The sequence below is a fragment of the Granulosicoccus antarcticus IMCC3135 genome (assembly GCF_002215215.1).
GTDB lineage: Bacteria > Pseudomonadota > Gammaproteobacteria > Granulosicoccales > Granulosicoccaceae > Granulosicoccus > Granulosicoccus antarcticus.
Window position 1 is genome coordinate 6099443 of record NZ_CP018632.1, and the last position, 17496, is coordinate 6116938.

The following is a 17496-nucleotide window of genomic DNA, read 5'->3' on the forward strand; positions in this document are numbered from 1 at the left end:
AACCCCAACGCCGCTAATTTCTCTACCTGCCTCGGCTTCATTAGGTTTTCGACAGGTTTGGAGGCTTCCGAACCTGTCGGAAGGGAGATACAGCAATGTCCGGCGACAAGATTTCGATCGTACCTGCACTACTCATCAGTGTCAGTTTACTGGGCGCGTGTTCCACCACGCCCAGCTCTCACAAGGCACAGCAGGGCGAAATCATTGCGCGCTGGACTCATTGCATTCAAAAATTCAGCCATGCATACACAGGCTCAGCTGCCATGATGGCGCGGCGAGCAGAGGCGCACTGCGAAGGGCACCGTCGGGATGTTGTTGCCACCTTCCCGGGGCACTTGAAGAACCGGATTGAATCGCTACTTTCACAACGTGCATACAAGATAACCACAGCGCAAGTTATCAAGACGACTGGTAGTGACTCCTGGAGTGCCTCGAAAGATGCCCAATTTGACATCTTGAGGATGCGCTTGCTGGAGGCGCGAAAGGCCGATCTGTGACATAGTGCCGAGGTTTTCAAATCTACCTCTATTCTTTCAAGACAAGGATCGGATCGACTAATGAAACGAACACTACTAGCTTCCGCCACGGCTGCAATACTCACCGGTGCGCTGGCCAGCTCAGCTATCGCGCAAGACACAACCCTCGAAACTCCAGAGTCCAAGATCAGCTACGGTCTGGGCATGATGATCGGTGAACGCGTTCTGCAGCAATATGGCGAACTGGACTACGACCTGCTTATGCAAGGTATGAAAGCCCAGAAAGCCGGTGAAGAAACGCTGATCACGATGGAAGAGGCACAAATGGCTCTTCAGGCTCAGCAGGAAGAAGTTGCGGCAGCCGCAGCTGCTGTTGCTCAGGAAAAAGGCGACGGCTTTCTGGCTGAGAACAAAGCAAAAGAAGGTGTTGCAGTCACTGATAGCGGCCTGCAGTATGAAGTCATCACTGAAGGCGACGGCGCCAAGCCAACTGCCGATGACACGGTCAGTGTTCACTATGTCGGTACGCTGATGGACGGCACTGAGTTCGATAGCTCAATTGCTCGTGGCGAACCAGCCTCTTTCCCTCTCAAGGGCGTCATTCCGGGCTGGACCGAAGGTCTGCAGCTGATGAATGTTGGCAGCAAGTACCGCTTCGTGATTCCTTCTGATCTGGCTTATGGTGAGCGTGGCGCTGGCCAGGCGATCGGACCCGGCGAGACACTGGTATTCGAAGTCGAACTGCTTGAAATCAAGTCGTAATAACGACTAGTCAGTGAAGTCGCATGGCGGGCCGATACTCTGGCCCGCCATGCAAAATAGCCCGATCAGACTGCTTTTCTGTCGTGTCCAGTCTTGGACCGTTGCAGATTTCGCCAGTCATCCGGCTCCCACACTGGCGCATCTTCCGCTGGTAGTGACTTGCCCCTGATCAGATCAGCGGCACGCTCAGCCACCATCATGCTTGGTGCATTCAGATTGCCATTGGTGATACTGGGGAAAATCGAAGAATCGACCACCCGCAAGCCCTGGGCTCCGCGAACACGGCAATCCTGATCCAGCACCGCCATCGGATCATTGTCGGCCCCCATCTTGACGGTACACGAAGGATGATAGGCACTTTCCACATTAGCCTTGACCCAGCGATCAATCGACTCATCTGATTCCACATCGAAACCTGGCTGAATTTCGTCGCCACGAAAAGGTGCCAGAGATTTTTGTTGCAATACTTCCCGGGTCAGCCGAATGCAGTCACGCCAGTCCTGGATATCCTGCTTGTCCTGCAGATAGTTGAACTGAATCTTCGGCGGCTGGAACGGATCAGCCGAACTGATTGCGACATGCCCGCGACTACGCGGCTTGTTCGGTCCGACGTGAACCTGAAAACCATCACCGGCAAAAGCGGCACGTCCGTCATAACGCATGGCACCTGGCAGGAAGTGGTACTGGACGTTTGGCCATTTAAGACCGGCGCGTGAACGGATAAAGCCACAGGACTCAAAATGATTGGTAGCGCCCAGGCCCTGCTTGGTGAAAACCCAGCGAGCACCGATCAACCCCTTGCGCCACCATGACAACTCACGATTAAGCGAGATTGGCTGTGTGCATTTGTACTGGAAATAGACTTCCAGGTGATCCTGCAGATTGGCACCGACACCGGGAGACTCTATTACAACGGGTACATCAGCCGCCGACAGAACATCGACAGGACCAATGCCAGAGCGTTGCAATATGGCTGGTGAACCGATGGAGCCTGCCGACAGAATTACTTCACCGCGCGTGAATATCTTCATCTGGCGACCGGCGGTGCGATAACTCACACCTATAGCCCGAGTACCTTCCATGATCACCTGATCGACAACGACGCGTGGAATGATCTTCAGATTAGAACGACCACGTATCGGCTTGAGGTAACTGCGAGAGGCTGAGGCGCGCTGGCCTCCGGCAATCGACATGTTCTTCTGACCAAAGCCTTCCTGCTGATAACCGTTGTAGTCGGCAGTAAAGGGATAGCCGGCATCTTCGCCGGCGTCAATAAAGGCCTGATAAAGCGGGTTGAGACGCATATCGTTGCCGCCGTTGACCCCCACAGGTCCGTCACCACCACGATAGCGATTCTCGCCGTGATGCCAGGCTTCCATGCGCTTGTAATAGGGCAGGCAATTGGCGTAGTTCCAGCCGGTGGCACCGGCCTCTTCCCATTCATCAATATCGCAGGCATGCCCCCTCACGAACGCCATGCCATTGATGGAAGAGGAACCACCAATAACCTTGCCACGTGGGCAATCCATGCGACGCCCGTCAAGCCCGGGCTCCGGATCCGACTCGAACCCCCAGTTGTATTTCTTCATGTTCATGGGAATTGACAGCGCCGTAGGCATTCGGATCAACAAGCTACCGTCATCCCCGCCCGCCTCCAGCAAGGCAACCGACACACTGGGATCTTCTGACAGCCGTGCAGCCAGCACACAACCGGCTGAACCGGCCCCTACAATGACGTAGTCAAATTCGATCATGAATAATTTTTCTCAGTTCGCTCGTGAAACCTCTGACTACTTGGTACCGAAGATGCGGTCACCGGCATCACCGAGACCCGGGACGATATAGCCATGGTCGTTGAGTTTTTCGTCAACAGCTGCCGTCACGACCGGTACGTCCGGATGTGCCTTGTTGAATGCTTCGACGCCTTCTGGGGCGCTGATCAGGCAGACAAAGCGTATATCACGAGCACCACCTTGCTTCAGGCGATGAATCGCGGAAATAGCCGAATTTCCGGTAGCCAGCATGGGGTCGACGACAACAATCAGACGATCCTCCATGTTGTTGGGCACCTTGTAGTAGTACTCAACCGCCTGCAGCGTTTCCGGATCCCTGTACAGACCGACATGCCCGACCCGGGCAGAAGGAATGACGTCGAGCATACCGTCGAGCATGCCATTACCGGCACGCAAGATGGAGATGAAAGCCAGCTTGCGACCCTTCAGCATGGGTGCATCCATGGCCTGTACCGGCGTCTCGATACTGCGATTTTCCAGAGGCTGATCGCGCGTGACTTCAAAACACAGCAACCACGATATTTCGCGCAGCAACGCGCGAAAAGCCGATGTCGGCTGCTCTTTCATGCGCATCAGGGTCAGCTTGTGCTGCACCAATGGATGGCGAACGATGGTGGCCTTCAGGCCTCTGTCAATCAAGTCCTGTTCAGTCAGCATGTTTTTGAGGTTTCCGTGTCGTGGTTAGTCTTGATCTCATTGTCCAGCAGCCGTTCAAACAGCCAGTTTCTTGTAACGTACACGCTTGGGCTGACTCGCAGACTCACCCAGGCGTTCGCGACGATCGGCTTCGTACTCGGTGTAGTTACCGTCAAAGAAATTGATTTCACTGGGGTCTTCGTAAGACAGAATATGGGTAGCCACACGATCCAGGAACCAGCGATCATGCGAGATGACAATGGCGCAGCCGGCAAAATCCAGCAGTGCCTCTTCCAGTGCACGCAGTGTTTCAACGTCCAGATCGTTTGAGGGCTCATCGAGCAGCAAGACGTTGGCGCCCTGCTTGAGGGTCATGGCCAGATGTAGTCGTCCACGCTCTCCACCGGACAGATCCTTGACGAACTTCTGCTGATCGCTGCCTTTGAAATTGAAGCGTCCCACGTATTGGCGCGCAGGCATTTCATAGTTGTTGATGGAGATCATCTCACTGCCTTCAGCAAGCACATCGAAGACAGTTTTCTCGCCATTCAGATCATCACGACTCTGATCCACGTAGGCCAGTTCAACGGTTTCACCGATAGTGATTGCACCAGAATCTGGCTGTTCCTCACCCATCAACATGCGGAACAAGGTCGATTTACCTGCCCCGTTGCCACCAATGACACCCACGATGGCGCCTTTGGGAATACTGAAGGAGAGATCTTCTATCAGGACTCTGTCACCGTAGGACTTGGTAACATTTTCAAAATCAATGACCTTGTCACCCAGACGCGGGCCAGGTGGGATATATATTTCGTTGGTCTCGGAACGCTTCTGAAATTCCTGAGACTGCATTTCCTCGAAACGCTGCAAGCGCGCCTTGGACTTGGACTGACGGCCCTTGGCACCTTGTCGTACCCATTCCAGTTCTGCCTTCATGGCCTTGGCATGGGAAGATTCTTGCTTGGACTCGGCATCAAGTCGGGCGGATTTCTGATCAAGCCAGCCTGAATAGTTGCCTTCGTAGGGAATGCCTTGCCCCCGATCCAGCTCCAGAATCCAGCCAGCCACGTTGTCCAGAAAGTAACGGTCATGGGTAATGGCAACCACAGTACCGTTGAAATCGTGCAGAAAGTGCTCCAGCCAGGCAACCGAATCGGCGTCCAGATGGTTGGTTGGCTCATCGAGCAACAACATGTCGGGGCCAGAGAGCAGCAAACGACACAAGGCGACTCGTCGTTTCTCACCACCGGACAAATGGGCGACATTCTCGTCCCAGGGTGGCAGTCTCAGGGCGTCTGCTGCGATATCCATCTGATGTTGCAGATTGTGGGCATCGGATGCCTCGATAATGGCTTCCAGTCTACCCTGCTCTGCTGCCAGAGCGTCGAAATCAGCATCGGGCTCGGCATAGGCGGCATAGACCTCGTCCAGCCGTGCCTGAGCGCTCTTGATCTCGTCAACAGCCTCTTCGACCACTTCACGCACGCTCTTGGCCGGATCCAGCTGGGGCTCCTGCTCCAGGTAACCCACCTTGATGCCCGGCATGGGCCGTGCTTCACCTTCTATTTCCTCATCCAGACCAGCCATGATCTTGAGTAAGGTAGATTTACCGGAACCATTCAGGCCCAGCACGCCGATCTTGGCGCCGGGAAAGAACGAGAGCGATATGTTCTTGAGAATTTGTCGCTTGGGTGGCACAACCTTGCCAACCCGGTTCATGGTGTAAACGTACTGAGCCATTGATTATCCGGCGAGCTATAAAGAACCCTAGTGTATCGAAAATGGCGCCGACTCCCCAGTATCAGGAGCTTCTGGACGACCTTGACGGGTCTTTAATAACCACAAACTGCGAACTTGTCATTTCCAAACTAGACTAAGCCAGCATTCGTACGGCTTTGACGGCTGCGCCTGAGCCATCGCCAAGCCTTCTCCGACACTTCTTCAGATCCAGAACGCCTCATGTTCCAATCCTTTTTCCCCAGACCCAAGGTCTTTTTTCTTTCCGCTGTGGCATGGTTTTTTGTCTGCCTGGCCATCTGGTATGGTTTTGCTGATGGACTGGCTGATCAACTCAGTCTCATGCGAGAGGCCATGCCGACGATTGAGGGTGAACGCCCTCCTTTCCTGGACCCAGACAAGGTATGGGTCTATCAATTCATCGTGCTGGCAACTGCGTTGTTCTGTGTCGCCTGGTATTTCATTGATCGTAACCGCTGGTATTGGTGGGCTGTGTGCGGTAGTGCCGTGATTCTGCTGGTCTCCTACTTCCAGGTACAGCTAGGTGTCTGGTTGAACAACTGGTATGGCGATTTTTACGACCTGATTCAGCTGGCACTCTCGGAACAGGGCGTCAGCAAGATTACCACCGAACAGTTCTATGGCCAGCTGCTCACAGCGCTCTATATCCTGGTTCCCAATATCATCATTCTGGTTACCTTCGCATTCTTCACGTCGCACTATGTTTTCCGCTGGAGAACAGCAATGAACGACTACTACATGACGCACTGGCAGGTTTTGCGTAACGTGGAAGGTGCCGCGCAGCGTGTCCAGGAAGACACCATGCGATTCGCCAGCATCATGGAAGGGCTGGGCTCAGCGTTCGTCAGCTCCATCATGACGCTGATTGCCTTTCTGCCATTGCTCTGGACTCTCTCAACCCATATTACAGAACTGCCTCTGGTGGGTGCCGTCAACGGCTCTCTGGTTTTTCTGGCGCTGATGTCTGCCATCTTCGGGACCGTCTTGCTGGCCCTGGTTGGCTACCGCCTGCCGGGATTGGAGTTCAACAACCAGAAAGTCGAAGCGGCTTACCGAAAAGAGCTGGTGTACGGTGAAGACAGTGACGAACGGGCTGCGCCACCCACTATTCGCAATCTGTTCAGCGATGTACGCCGAAACTACTTCAAGCTGTACTTCAACTATCTTTATTTCAATGTCTTTCGCTACGCCTACCTGCAGGGTGCCAACTTCATTCCGCTGATTGCTCTGGGCCCGACCTTTGTTGCTGGCGTCATCACCTTCGGTCTGTATCAGCAAATCAGCAATGCCTTCGGTCGTGTCGAGAACTCCTTCCAATTTCTGGTCAATTCATGGACCACCATCGTCGAGCTGATGTCAATTCACAAGCGTCTGAAAACATTCGAGTCACGCATAGATACCAGCCCGCAAGCTGCCGTCAAGCCTTCTCTAGAGCTATAAGTCCAAGCGCTGGAACAAGCCACGAGGAAATATTGCCTCGTGGCTGCAGTCACTGTCAGGGGATCAAAATATCGGGTTGTATCACTCTTGGGCCCTTAGCATCTGACCACCGATAATTCGTTGTTATACAGATCAATCTTGTCCTTGTAGTTTTGTGCAGCCTTTGACAAATCCACCAAGGCCGCCTCACTCAGAGGCTTGATGATCTTGGCCGGCGAGCCCAGCACCATTGAGCCATCAGGCACGATGGTGCCTTCGGTCACCAGGGCATTGGCGCCTATCAGGCAATTCTTGCCTATCACCGCATTATTGAGTACCACCGCATTCATGCCAATCAGGCTGCCATCGCCAATGGTGCAGCCATGCAGCATGACCTTGTGGCCCACCGTGACATTCTTGCCGATACTCAGCGGTACGCCCTCATCCACATGCAGCACTGAACATTCCTGAATGTTGCTGCCCTCGCCAATCTCGATTGCCGCGTTGTCGCCACGAATGACGGCGTTAAACCAGATGCTGACATCTTCGCCGATCGTGACATTGCCGATCACCACTGCATCAGGGGCAATGAAATGACGCTCACTCAGGACAGGCTGGTTATCTCCCAGGGCATACAGCATGGCGTTTCATCCGATTTTGTGAAAATGAGCTAAATCTTAACGTAGTCGCCCCTCATCGTGATAATTGCGGGTTCGCAGGGGGCTGCATTAACAGTCATCGCTGAAGGACTACTCAGCTCTCATGAAATCAAGGTTTGTGAAACACATCTCAGCTTGAGCAACAGTGGGACGACAAAGTACCAGCGCAGATACTTTCCGACCTTCAGCATCGCCCCCAACAAACCGCTAAGACAGAGGTAACACAAAACAGCAGAGCCTCATGAGTCACTCGAACGTTCTAGATCAAAGTGCGATCAAAGCCGAGAAGACTGCGCAAAGACGCAGCGTCCTCAACGCCGTCTGGCAACCGTTTCTGCAATTCAAATTGCTTATGTACATGCTCGGTAGCACGGCGCTGGTAGCCGTGTTGTTAGGAGCATTTCTATACTTTGCTTTCAGCGACCTGATCAGTGTCATGACGGGCCAGGCTGAGGCGACCAGCTACTACGGTGAGATGATCGAGATTCAGCTGGTGCATCTGTTCCGCTACTGTGGTGCTCTCTTCGTTCTGTATATCCTGCTGCTGGCAGCTGTCTGTGTTGCCTACACACACCGCCTGATCGGCCCACTGCGCCCTTTCACCCGGCATGTGGAGTCTTTGAGCAAGGGCGACTACGGCAGTCGGATCGTATTGAGAAAAAGCGACCTTGAGTTGTATACCGACTATGCCGCGAAGCTCAATGAGCTGGCTGTGCATCTGGAGATGAAAGAAAACGATCGCTGATCGTTGCCTTGTGTTGATGTCCTGAACTGGCTGCCAGGCTGTGCGATTGCCTGGCGGTCAGCCAAATTTCAGACGCTACCCTGCCCACTCACACAGCCTTGCAACGCCTCAACATCGGCTGCAACAATCAGCTCAAGATGCTCTGTGATTTTTTCGACAGGCCAATCCCACCAGGCGATTGATTCAAGCACGGTGATCACATCCGGTTCGAACCGGTATCTTATCGGCTTGGCCGGATTACCACCCACGACACAGTAGGCTGGTACATCAGCGCTCACCACCGAGCGCGATGAAATGATGGCGCCATTGCCGATATTGACGCCTGGCATGATCAAGGCCTCATAGCCGATCCAGACATCATTGCCAATGATGGTGTCGCCCTTGTAAGGTAACTCTCCCGGTTTGGGCATGGCTTTCTCCCAGCCATTGCCAAAGATATAAAACGGATAGGTGGAGATACCATCAAGCTTGTGGTTGGCACCGTTCATGATGAACCGGGTGCCTCGTGCAATAGCGCAGAACCTGCCGATGATCAGCTTGTCGCCGATAAAGGGAAAGTGATAGAGAACGTTGCGTTCGAAGTTCTCGGCATCCTCAGGGTCGTCGTAGTAGGTGTAATCCCCAACGATGATATTGGGGTTGTCCACGGTGTTCTTGATGAAACACACTTGTGGGAAGCCTGTCAGCGGATGCTTGTTATAGGGGCTTGGGCCTCTCGTGGATTGATCTTCCATTTTTCCTCCCCAACCGCAGCGCAGTCAAGCTGCCCTGAGACACTGGCCCAAGCCGGGCCAGCTCCAACAATTCGACATCAACTACTTGTTCGTGAACTACTTGATCATGATCTCCGGTCCCATCATCACTGTTGGCAACCAGGTTGACAGTGGCGGCCAGTAGGTCACCAGAATCAGGAAGGCAAACAGGATGGCGACAAACGGTAGTGCTGCGCGAACAACATTCAATACGGACAGCTTGGCAACTCCTGCCGTAACGAACAGGTTCAGCCCTACAGGTGGCGTGATCATGCCTATTTCCATATTGACCACCATGATGATGCCCAGATGAATCGGATCGATCCCCAGCTCCATGGCAATGGGGAATACCAGCGGCGCCACGATAATCAGCAAGCCCGACGGCTCCATGAATTGTCCACCGATCAGTAGCAACAGATTGACCACCACCAGAAACATGATGGGACCCAGACCGGCACCCAACATCAGATCAGCGATAGCCTGAGGGATCTGCTCTTCGGTTAATACATGCTTGAGTATCAGAGCGTTGGCAATGATGAACATCAGCATGACGGTCAGCTTGCCGGACTCGAACAGGACCTTGCGTGTGTCCTTGTGCAACCAGACAGTCAACAGACTTTGTGGGTTTTTCCACAGAGACAGATGTGGATTACCATCGGGTGTCACCAGAGGTCCCATGTCCTTGTAGACGAAATTGGCGATGAAAAAGGCATACATGGCTGCAACGGCTGCCGCCTCTGTCGGTGTGAATTTGCCACTGTAGATACCACCCAGGATGATCACGATCAGCAGCAGTCCCCACAAGGCATCCAGACCCGAAGCGCCAATCTCTTTCCAGCCTTTCCATGGCTGACTAGGTAGCTTCTTGATGCGCGCCATCACATAGATGCCGATCATCAGAAACACACCGGCCAACAGACCCGGGAAAACTCCAGCAAGAAACAATCGCCCAACCGATACATCGGTTGCAGCGGCATACACCACCATGACTATGGAGGGTGGAATAAGAATACCCAGCGTTCCGGCACTACAGATGACACCGGACGCAAATTCCTTGGTATAGCCCACCTCACGCATACCGGCAATGACGATGGTACCGATAGCGACTACCGTCGCCGGTGAGGAACCGGACAAGGCTGCAAACATCATGCAGGCAAATACCGATGCGATAGCAAGGCCACCGCGCATATGGCCTACCACGGCGATGGCAAAACGAATAATGCGTTTGGCCACACCGCCCGTGGACATGAAGCCCGAGGCCAGCACGAAGAAGGGAATGGCCAGCAAAGTGTAGTGACCCGTAAAGGCACTCATCAGAGTCTGGGCCATGGACGCCAATGAAGCGTCGGAGAAAATCATCAGAAAACCGATACTGGAAAAACCCAGAGACACGGCGATGGGCACGCCCATCAACATCAGACCGATGACAACAAGAAATAGTAGTAGCGCATCCATATCAGTCAGCTACCTTTGCGTCGATGAGATCTGATTCAGCTTCATGACTTTCGATGATGAGAATTTGTTCGTTGCGCCAGATACGCAGTCCCGCCTGAATAAAACGGATGGTCAACAGCAAGGTGCTAAAGGGCAATACGATATAAGGCATGAAACGCGGCATTTTTTCGTACAACTCGCCATCATTGAGCCAGTGTGCGAAAAACTGCAAAAAGCCTGGCATGGGTATGTCGTTGACTTCATAGAAGGCACGACTACTGGCAAACGGCCACCAGTAATCCCAGCTGCCTTTTAGCAGCAGCAGACTGAAGGCAATGCAAACAGCGACTGCAAACAAAGTGACTATTCGTCGCTTTGCCGGTGCCAACAATTGCACGGCCACATCAATACCGATATGAAAATTGTGCTTGACGGCGTACGAGGCTCCGATAAGCACCAACCAGGCAAACAGGAATACGGTTGCCTCCAGAGCCCAGAGTATATTGCTGCTCATGAGACGTGCGATCACATTGGCAAATGTGATCAAGGTCATGGCGCCCAGCAGAAACGCCATTGTCGATTCTTCAATGCTGTCGCCAAAACTTCTACCGTGATCAACGGGACTGGCCATGCACTTCTCCGCAGAGTTTCTGGCTGATTGGAATCAAACAGGCGCCAACCGGTCGAGGTTCGACGATCGGCGCCTGAGTCACATCTTTAGTTAAACGATTGAGCCGCTTCGATCATGTCGGCACCGACATCACCTTCGAACTGTTCCCAAACAGGTTTCAGAACTTCAACCCAGGCAGCACGCTGCTCATCAGTAAGCTCACGCACCACGCCACCGGCGGCGATGATAGCAGCCTTGGCCTCTTCATTGACTCGGGTGGACTCGGCGTTGCGAGTTTCAGTCACCTCTTTCAAAATAGTAGCCAGCTGATCACGTACCGGCGCATCCAGCCCTTCCCACCAATCGGAACCGGTGACGACCAGGTAGTCCAGTACGCCATGATTTGACTCGGTAGTACCATCCTGTACTTCAAAGAATTTCTGACCGTAGACGTTGGACCAGGTGTTCTCCTGTCCATCGACAACACCCGTTTGCAGCGCGCCATAGACTTCGCTGAACGCCATCTTCTGTGGGCTGGCCTTGAGTGCATCGAACTGGGCGACCAGAACATCTGAAGGTTGTACGCGGAATTTGAGTCCAGCCGCATCACCTGGCAGCTCAAGCGGCTTGTTGGCCGAGATCTGCTTCATGCCGTTATGCCAGAAACCCAGCCCTTGCAGACCGCGCTTGTTCATGGAGTTCAGCATGGACTGACCAGCTTCCGAGTTCTGGAAAGCATCGACTGAGTCAATGTTCTTGAACATGAAAGGCAGGTCGAATATGCGGTATTTCTTGGTGAAAGTTTCGAACTTTGACAAGGATGGAGCTGCCATCTGGACGTCGCCATTCAGCATCGCTTCCAGCACTTTATCATCGTCATACAGCACTGAGTTGGGGAACACTTCCATGCAGGCAACGCCGTTCATTTCCTCGTTAACCCGCTTTTGCAGCAAGGAGGCAGCGATTCCCTTGGGGTGTTTGTCGGTGTTGGTGACATGGCTGAACTTGATCACCATTTCGCCATCATCACAATCTGCCTGAGCAGCGCCGGACAGCCCAGCCAGCAACAGGGCTGTGGCTATAACACTTGTTCGCAATTTCATATCAGATCCTCTGTGTCGTTTCAATGACATACGGTGGTCTAGTGTGAAAATAAAAATCACATTCGGCTTCTTCAACGTCCGGGCAATCTGTGCCTGATCGTCGCAACACTGCCAACCATATGCAGGCAATTTCCTGTTCGCATGTTACGACAGGCGGGAAAGAAATACCGCTAACTCAGGTAAGAATTAACCAAAAGTGCGATCCGACCCTAATGGGACTTGGCAGAATCGAGCAGGCGCTGACGGCTCCACTCCCGCCCCGGTATGGCTTCCAGCAGTTCACGGGTATAGGGGTGTGTTGCATTTTCGAACAAGCCAGCCGTGGGCCCCTGCTCCACCACTTTGCCAAGCCGCATGACAGCGATACGATCACAAACCTGGGCCGCAACACGCAGATCGTGGGTAATGAAGACCATCGATAGTTGTAACCGCTCCCGAATGTCTGCCAACAGATCCAGAACCTGAGCCTGAATTGAAACATCCAGTGCCGAGACGGGCTCATCGGCGACAAGAATCTCCGGACGCATGACCAGCGCGCGCGCCAGTCCAATCCGCTGCCGCTGCCCACCGCTGAACTCGTGTGGATATCGATCAAATGCGCGAGCATCCAGGCCGACCGTTTCCAGCATTTCTCGGGCACGCGATTCTGCAACCTTTGCAGACTCTCCCATGATGATGGGACCGACGGTCAGAATACGACCCACCGTGGCTCGAGGGTTCAAGGATGCATAAGGATCCTGAAAAACCATCTGTATTTTAGAGCGGTACGGTCTCATGGCTGATCGATCAAGCGAACACAAGTCCTGTCCTCGATAGATGATCTGGCCAGAATCGGTGGTATGCAGACGCACAATACAACGTGCCAGTGTGGACTTCCCCGAACCGGACTCCCCGACAATGCCGAGCGTCTCGCTTTCATTGAGTGTCACATCGACATGGTCACAGGCATGCACCTCTTTCTGCGGTTTGCCCAAACCTAAAAAGCCGCCACCGGATCGGTAGCTCTTCACCAGTTGGTTGACCTTCAGAATGACAGCACCGCTATCCGATTTCAAAGGCCGTGGCTGCAGACTGGGCACCGCATTGATCAATGCGCGTGTGTATTCGTGTTGTGGATGATTCAGAACCTTGTCGACCGTGTCTATTTCGACAATCTGCCCATGCTGCATGACTGCCACCCGATCGGCAATATCGGCCACCACACCAATATCGTGCGTGATGAACAAGACTCCCGTATCGTGCTTCGCCTGCAGCTCCTTGATCAGGTGCAGTATCTGCGCCTGCGTGGTGACATCCAGCGCCGTGGTTGGCTCATCGGCTATCAATACCTTGGGTTCCAGCGCCAGTGCCATCGCAATCATGGCTCGCTGTCGCTGCCCACCGGACAACTCATGTGGATACGCGCTCATGATGCGTGGTGGGTCTGGCAGGTGGACGTCGGCCAGCAAAGACAAGGCCAGTTCATGCCGTGCTTTGCGCGGCAGTTTTTCATGGAAGCGAATCACTTCATCAATCTGGTCACCGATACGCATCACTGGATTCAGCGCGGTCATCGGTTCCTGGAAAATCATGGATATCTCACTACCTCGAACCTGCCGCATACGCTCTGGGCTGGCTTGAGTGAGATCTTCTCCCTGAAACAGAATGCGCCCTTTTTCGTAGAGTACGTGCGGTGCCGGCAGCAATCCCATGATAGCGCGCGCTGTCAGTGACTTGCCTGAGCCGGACTCACCCACGACACACAGTATTTCGCGAGGAGCCAGCGAATAGCTGACATTCTCCACCGCGTGGGTGCGCTCACTGCCCAGGGGTAGTTGCACATGCAGACCTTCTATAGTCAGAACAGGAACTGACGAATCACTGTGCGTCGAGGCAGTCTGTGCCACACCTTTCATCTGCTCTGAGATTTTCATGAGCGTTCGCGCAACCGTGGATTGAGGGCATCGTTCAGACCCTCACCGACCAGATTGATGGCCAGAACTGTCAGCATGATGGCAATACCGGGAAAAGTGCAGACCCACCAGGCACTTCGCAAAACCGTACGGCCAGCACCGATCTGAAACCCCCAGCTGATGATGTTCGGATCACCAAGACCCAGAAACGCCAGAGCGCTTTCAATCAGAATGGCCGAAGCCACCATGAGTGAACCTGTCACGATAATGGGCGACAGACAGTTGGGCAGTATTTCCCTGACCATGATGCGCCAGTCACTCATGCCGATGATATGGCAGGCCTGCACGAATTCACGATTACGCATGGACATGAATTCGCCACGCACTAGTCTGGCCACCGCTGGCCAGCTGACAACAGCGATAGCGAGTACCACACTGTAGATTGACGGCTTTATGATGGCCACGATCAAAATGGCGAATATGAATGAAGGAATGGTCTGGAAAATCTCGGTGATACGCATCAGCACATCATCCACCCAGCCACCAAAATAGCCAGCCAGAGCACCCAGCAACACACCCAACATGACGGCAACTGATGTGGCAAGTAATCCGATCATCAAGGACACTCGAGCACCATGAGCCATACCGGCAGCGACATCCCGACCGAGCGTGTCACTACCGAGCAGAAAACCGTTCTCTCCCGGGGGCGACATAGCCTTCCCGACCAGCCTGAACGGATCCTCGGGAAAGATGACATCCGCCATGATTGCGACGAATAACACGGTTCCCAGTATTGCCAGGCCGATCACTGCCGAGCGACTTCGGCAGAACCGCCTCCAGAAAGACTTATTCATGCCACCTCGATGCGAGGATCAAGAAATGAATACAACAGATCCACCACCAGATTGATTGCTACCACCAATAGAGCTGAGAGCAGGAAGATTCCCAACAACAGATTGAGATCGCGTGAAAACAGGGCTTCGAAAGCCAGCATACCCAGACCAGGCCATGCGAATACAGACTCGACAATGACTGAGCCACCTATCAGAGAACCGACTTGTACACCCGCCATGGTCACGACAGGTAACAAGGCATTTCGAAGAATGTGCACAAAGACGATCCGACGTTCTGTCAGCCCCTTGGCTCGAGCCGTGGTGACATAGTCCATATCAGCCTGCTCCAGCATGGAGGCCCGCATGAGACGTGTGTACAGGGCAAGATAGAACAACGACAGTGTCAAGGTTGGCATAACCAGATGGTGGGCAATGTCCTTAACCCGCTCCCATCCCTCGTAGAACATAGCTACATTCTCCATACCGCTGGTTGGAAACCAGTGAAGTTTCAGGGAGAACACCACGATCATCATCAGACCTACCCAGAACAACGGTGTGGCATAGGAGATGAGTGCAAACACACTGATGACAGTGTCGCGCCAGTTGTTGAGATTGGATGCTGCAATCAGCCCCAGTACGATACCAAAGCCAACTGCCAGCGTAATGGTGCTGACCATCAGCAACATCGTTGGCATCAGACGGTCCAGCACCAATTGCGCAACAGGCATGTCATGTCTGAATGAATAGCCCAGATCAAAACTCAGCACATTTTTCATGTACACACCCAGCTGCACCAGCAGGGGTTGATCGAGACCGAATTTTTGCCGTAACTGCGCCATGTACTCAGGCGTGGCAGAACCTGCCTCGCCTGCCAGCACATCGACCGCATCGCCTTCTGCAAGTTGTAACAGGAAGAAGTTGATCACCACAATGGCAATCACAACCGGTACAGCCTGCAGAAGACGCTTCAACACATAACGCGAACGTTGAGCCGTTTGACTCATGATAACTGTCTACTCTACTTGTCGAGATAAGCGCGATCAAAGGAACCATAAGGACCCATTGCCGAGACGGTATGATCCTTCAGCTTTTCGCTATAGACCGTAAGAAACTCCATCTCGAACAGATTCACGACAGGCAACTCGTCTGCAAGAATATTCTGCAATTCGGCATAGATGGCACCGCGCTTGTCAGCGTTCGCCTCGACGGCACCCGCCTCCAGCAGTTCATCTACCCGCGCGTTAGAGTATCGGGCAGAGTTGACGAAAGGTGTGCCCTGACGAATCTGATCAGTACCGTAATGGCGTTGAACGCCGATGACCGGATCGGGTAGCTGATAGAAGTAGTTGATATTAAGCGAGAAGTCATAGTCCGCATACACTCGCTTGAGCCACGTTGGCACATCCTCGTATCGCAATTCCAGCTTGACGCCGATGTCACCCAAAGACTGTTTGAGGTATTCACCCACTCGTCTCCATTCTTCACCGTAGGGAATGAGATCAATGACTGCCGTTGCCCGGACGCCATCGGCATCAGGCTTGATACCAGCAGCATCCAGCAAGGCAATCGCTGCAGGAACATCGGCTGTGGATGGGTAGTTTGCAGTTGGTGTGTACAGACCCAAAGGTGCGTAGTTAGAGGTCATGGCGCTGGTAGCAGGCTTGCCATATCCGAACCAGATATTATCGATCATGAACTGACGATCAACGGCCAGAGAGATAGCCTGACGCATGGCCTTGCTATCGAACGGAGGTTTGGTGACGTCAAACTCTATCAAGGCCATGGGATTGATCATGGCATATCCATCAGTGGTCACACCGATCTCATCAAAGTCACGCAGGCGAATCACATCGACATTCGGAATGGCACCGAACGCACCATAATGTACCTCACCACTTTCCATGGCCGCTGTACGGGTTGATGCATCAGGGATGACCCGGGCAACGATCCGGTCCAGCAGTGGATAGCCTTTCTTCCAGTAATCAGGGTTTTTATCCAGCCTTATATACTGACCTTTTTTCCACTCGACGAATTTGAATGGACCTGTGCCCACCGGGTTATTTGACAGATCAGCCTCACGGACATCTTTGCCTTCCAGTAAATGTTTGGGCACTATCGGAGATTCGTAGGCGGAGAATGCGCGCAGCATATAAGGCGCTGGTCGTTCCAGATTGAAGACGGCGGTCAGTTCATCAGGTGTATCGATTGAGTTGACTTCACGAAAAGTGTTAGGTCCGCGCGGATGGAATTTTTTCAACACTTCCATGATCGAGAACTGAACATCAGCGGATGTAAAGGGCTCTCCATCGTGCCAAGTGACACCTTTGCGCAAGTTGAATGTCATTGTCTTGCCATCTTCACTGATGTCGAAAGACTCTGCCAGATCTCCTATCGGGTTCAGCTGAAGATCGTAGTCCAGCAAACCACTGTAGATCTTTGGAGCCACCAGACCGATCGGACCGGAGGTTGACAGATAAGGCGCTAATGACGGTGGCTCTGGCTGGGCAATCATCACCATGGTGCCACCCGCGTTTTGAGCGATGGCATGTGATGAGACCGCCAGAGCGAGTGTAGCCAAAACGGAGGCACACACTTTCTTGACTAGTGTCTCTGGCATTAAA

Annotated in this window: 16 protein-coding genes; 4 read left to right on the forward strand and 12 right to left on the reverse strand. The window is 53.2% G+C overall.

What is annotated here, in order from left to right:
* Window positions 1-95 precede the first annotated feature (95 nt).
* Both IMCC3135_RS26430 and IMCC3135_RS26435 read left to right on the forward strand, forming a co-directional pair.
* The gene (locus tag IMCC3135_RS26430) at window positions 96-497 is read left to right on the forward strand and encodes a hypothetical protein (protein ID WP_088920317.1); all 402 of its coding nucleotides are present in this window, start codon (window positions 96-98) and stop codon (window positions 495-497) included.
* Between the two features lie 60 nt (window positions 498-557).
* Entirely contained in the window at window positions 558-1238 is a 681-nt protein-coding gene (locus IMCC3135_RS26435; protein WP_088920318.1) for an FKBP-type peptidyl-prolyl cis-trans isomerase, read from the forward strand.
* Window positions 1239-1303: 65 nt separating this feature from the next.
* Here the strand turns inward: IMCC3135_RS26435 and betA are convergent, their stop codons facing one another.
* Genes betA through ettA form a run of 3 tightly spaced genes read right to left on the reverse strand, consistent with a single transcriptional unit; the run spans window position 1304 to window position 5410 of the window.
* Window positions 1304-2992: a choline dehydrogenase gene (betA, locus tag IMCC3135_RS26440; RefSeq protein ID WP_088920319.1), complete on the reverse strand. Its 1689-nt coding sequence runs from the start codon at window positions 2990-2992 to the stop codon at window positions 1304-1306.
* 36 nt (window positions 2993-3028) lie between these two features.
* A complete protein-coding gene (upp, locus tag IMCC3135_RS26445; RefSeq protein WP_088920320.1) occupies window positions 3029-3688 on the reverse strand; it encodes a uracil phosphoribosyltransferase in 660 nt (219 codons plus the stop codon).
* 54 nt (window positions 3689-3742) lie between these two features.
* On the reverse strand, window positions 3743-5410 hold the full coding sequence (gene ettA / locus IMCC3135_RS26450; protein ID WP_088920321.1) for an energy-dependent translational throttle protein EttA: 1668 nt from the start codon (window positions 5408-5410) through the stop codon (window positions 3743-3745).
* 219 nt (window positions 5411-5629) lie between these two features.
* Here ettA and sbmA point away from each other — a divergent pair, with 219 nt between their 5' ends.
* Entirely contained in the window at window positions 5630-6868 is a 1239-nt protein-coding gene (sbmA, locus tag IMCC3135_RS26455; protein ID WP_088920322.1) for a peptide antibiotic transporter SbmA, read from the forward strand.
* A gap of 95 nt (window positions 6869-6963) precedes the next feature.
* Here the strand turns inward: sbmA and IMCC3135_RS26460 are convergent, their stop codons facing one another.
* Complete coding sequence (locus IMCC3135_RS26460) at window positions 6964-7488, reverse strand: gamma carbonic anhydrase family protein (RefSeq protein ID WP_088920323.1); 525 nt, start codon at window positions 7486-7488, stop codon at window positions 6964-6966.
* Between the two features lie 259 nt (window positions 7489-7747).
* Between IMCC3135_RS26460 and IMCC3135_RS26465 the strand changes: the two genes are divergently transcribed.
* Window positions 7748-8251, forward strand: coding sequence for a hypothetical protein (locus IMCC3135_RS26465; RefSeq protein WP_088920324.1), 504 nt, complete (start codon window positions 7748-7750; stop codon window positions 8249-8251).
* A 68-nt stretch (window positions 8252-8319) separates the two neighbouring features.
* Here IMCC3135_RS26465 and IMCC3135_RS26470 read toward each other — a convergent pair whose 3' ends face one another.
* From IMCC3135_RS26470 to IMCC3135_RS26505, 8 genes are all read right to left on the reverse strand, one after another.
* Window positions 8320-8985, reverse strand: a complete 666-nt coding sequence (locus IMCC3135_RS26470; RefSeq protein ID WP_088920325.1) for a Vat family streptogramin A O-acetyltransferase — start codon at window positions 8983-8985, stop codon at window positions 8320-8322.
* A gap of 96 nt (window positions 8986-9081) precedes the next feature.
* A complete protein-coding gene (locus tag IMCC3135_RS26475) occupies window positions 9082-10458 on the reverse strand; it encodes a TRAP transporter large permease (RefSeq protein ID WP_088920326.1) in 1377 nt (458 codons plus the stop codon).
* 1 nt (window position 10459) lies between these two features.
* Window positions 10460-11068 (reverse strand): TRAP transporter small permease, encoded by a 609-nt coding sequence (locus tag IMCC3135_RS26480; RefSeq protein WP_088920327.1) that lies wholly within the window; start codon window positions 11066-11068, stop codon window positions 10460-10462.
* Between the two features lie 86 nt (window positions 11069-11154).
* Window positions 11155-12150, reverse strand: coding sequence for a DctP family TRAP transporter solute-binding subunit (locus IMCC3135_RS26485; protein WP_088920328.1), 996 nt, complete (start codon window positions 12148-12150; stop codon window positions 11155-11157).
* A 209-nt stretch (window positions 12151-12359) separates the two neighbouring features.
* On the reverse strand, window positions 12360-14063 hold the full coding sequence (locus tag IMCC3135_RS26490; RefSeq protein ID WP_088920329.1) for an ABC transporter ATP-binding protein: 1704 nt from the start codon (window positions 14061-14063) through the stop codon (window positions 12360-12362).
* Complete coding sequence (locus IMCC3135_RS26495; protein ID WP_088920330.1) at window positions 14060-14896, reverse strand: ABC transporter permease; 837 nt, start codon at window positions 14894-14896, stop codon at window positions 14060-14062. The genes IMCC3135_RS26490 and IMCC3135_RS26495 overlap by 4 nt, the downstream gene beginning before the upstream one ends.
* Window positions 14893-15879, reverse strand: a complete 987-nt coding sequence (locus IMCC3135_RS26500; RefSeq protein WP_088920331.1) for an ABC transporter permease — start codon at window positions 15877-15879, stop codon at window positions 14893-14895. Before IMCC3135_RS26500 ends, IMCC3135_RS26495 begins: the two co-directional genes overlap by 4 nt.
* A 14-nt stretch (window positions 15880-15893) precedes the next feature.
* On the reverse strand, window positions 15894-17492 hold the full coding sequence (locus IMCC3135_RS26505; RefSeq protein ID WP_157736286.1) for an ABC transporter substrate-binding protein: 1599 nt from the start codon (window positions 17490-17492) through the stop codon (window positions 15894-15896).
* Window positions 17493-17496: the final 4 nt, after the last annotated feature.

Bases quoted from the DNA above. Each gene is read 5' to 3' on its own strand.
- IMCC3135_RS26430 (WP_088920317.1), top strand. From the start codon at position 96: ATGTCCGGCGACAAGATTTCGATCGTACCTGCACTACTCATCAGTGTC.
- IMCC3135_RS26435 (WP_088920318.1), top strand. From the start codon at position 558: ATGAAACGAACACTACTAGCTTCCGCCACGGCTGCAATACTCACCGGT.
- betA (WP_088920319.1), bottom strand. From the start codon at position 2,992: ATGATCGAATTTGACTACGTCATTGTAGGGGCCGGTTCAGCCGGTTGT.
- upp (WP_088920320.1), bottom strand. From the start codon at position 3,688: ATGCTGACTGAACAGGACTTGATTGACAGAGGCCTGAAGGCCACCATC.
- ettA (WP_088920321.1), bottom strand. From the start codon at position 5,410: ATGGCTCAGTACGTTTACACCATGAACCGGGTTGGCAAGGTTGTGCCA.
- sbmA (WP_088920322.1), top strand. From the start codon at position 5,630: ATGTTCCAATCCTTTTTCCCCAGACCCAAGGTCTTTTTTCTTTCCGCT.
- IMCC3135_RS26460 (WP_088920323.1), bottom strand. From the start codon at position 7,488: ATGCTGTATGCCCTGGGAGATAACCAGCCTGTCCTGAGTGAGCGTCAT.
- IMCC3135_RS26465 (WP_088920324.1), top strand. From the start codon at position 7,748: ATGAGTCACTCGAACGTTCTAGATCAAAGTGCGATCAAAGCCGAGAAG.
- IMCC3135_RS26470 (WP_088920325.1), bottom strand. From the start codon at position 8,985: ATGGAAGATCAATCCACGAGAGGCCCAAGCCCCTATAACAAGCATCCG.
- IMCC3135_RS26475 (WP_088920326.1), bottom strand. From the start codon at position 10,458: ATGGATGCGCTACTACTATTTCTTGTTGTCATCGGTCTGATGTTGATG.
- IMCC3135_RS26480 (WP_088920327.1), bottom strand. From the start codon at position 11,068: ATGGCCAGTCCCGTTGATCACGGTAGAAGTTTTGGCGACAGCATTGAA.
- IMCC3135_RS26485 (WP_088920328.1), bottom strand. From the start codon at position 12,150: ATGAAATTGCGAACAAGTGTTATAGCCACAGCCCTGTTGCTGGCTGGG.
- IMCC3135_RS26490 (WP_088920329.1), bottom strand. From the start codon at position 14,063: ATGAAAATCTCAGAGCAGATGAAAGGTGTGGCACAGACTGCCTCGACG.
- IMCC3135_RS26495 (WP_088920330.1), bottom strand. From the start codon at position 14,896: ATGAATAAGTCTTTCTGGAGGCGGTTCTGCCGAAGTCGCTCGGCAGTG.
- IMCC3135_RS26500 (WP_088920331.1), bottom strand. From the start codon at position 15,879: ATGAGTCAAACGGCTCAACGTTCGCGTTATGTGTTGAAGCGTCTTCTG.
- IMCC3135_RS26505 (WP_157736286.1), bottom strand. From the start codon at position 17,492: ATGCCAGAGACACTAGTCAAGAAAGTGTGTGCCTCCGTTTTGGCTACA.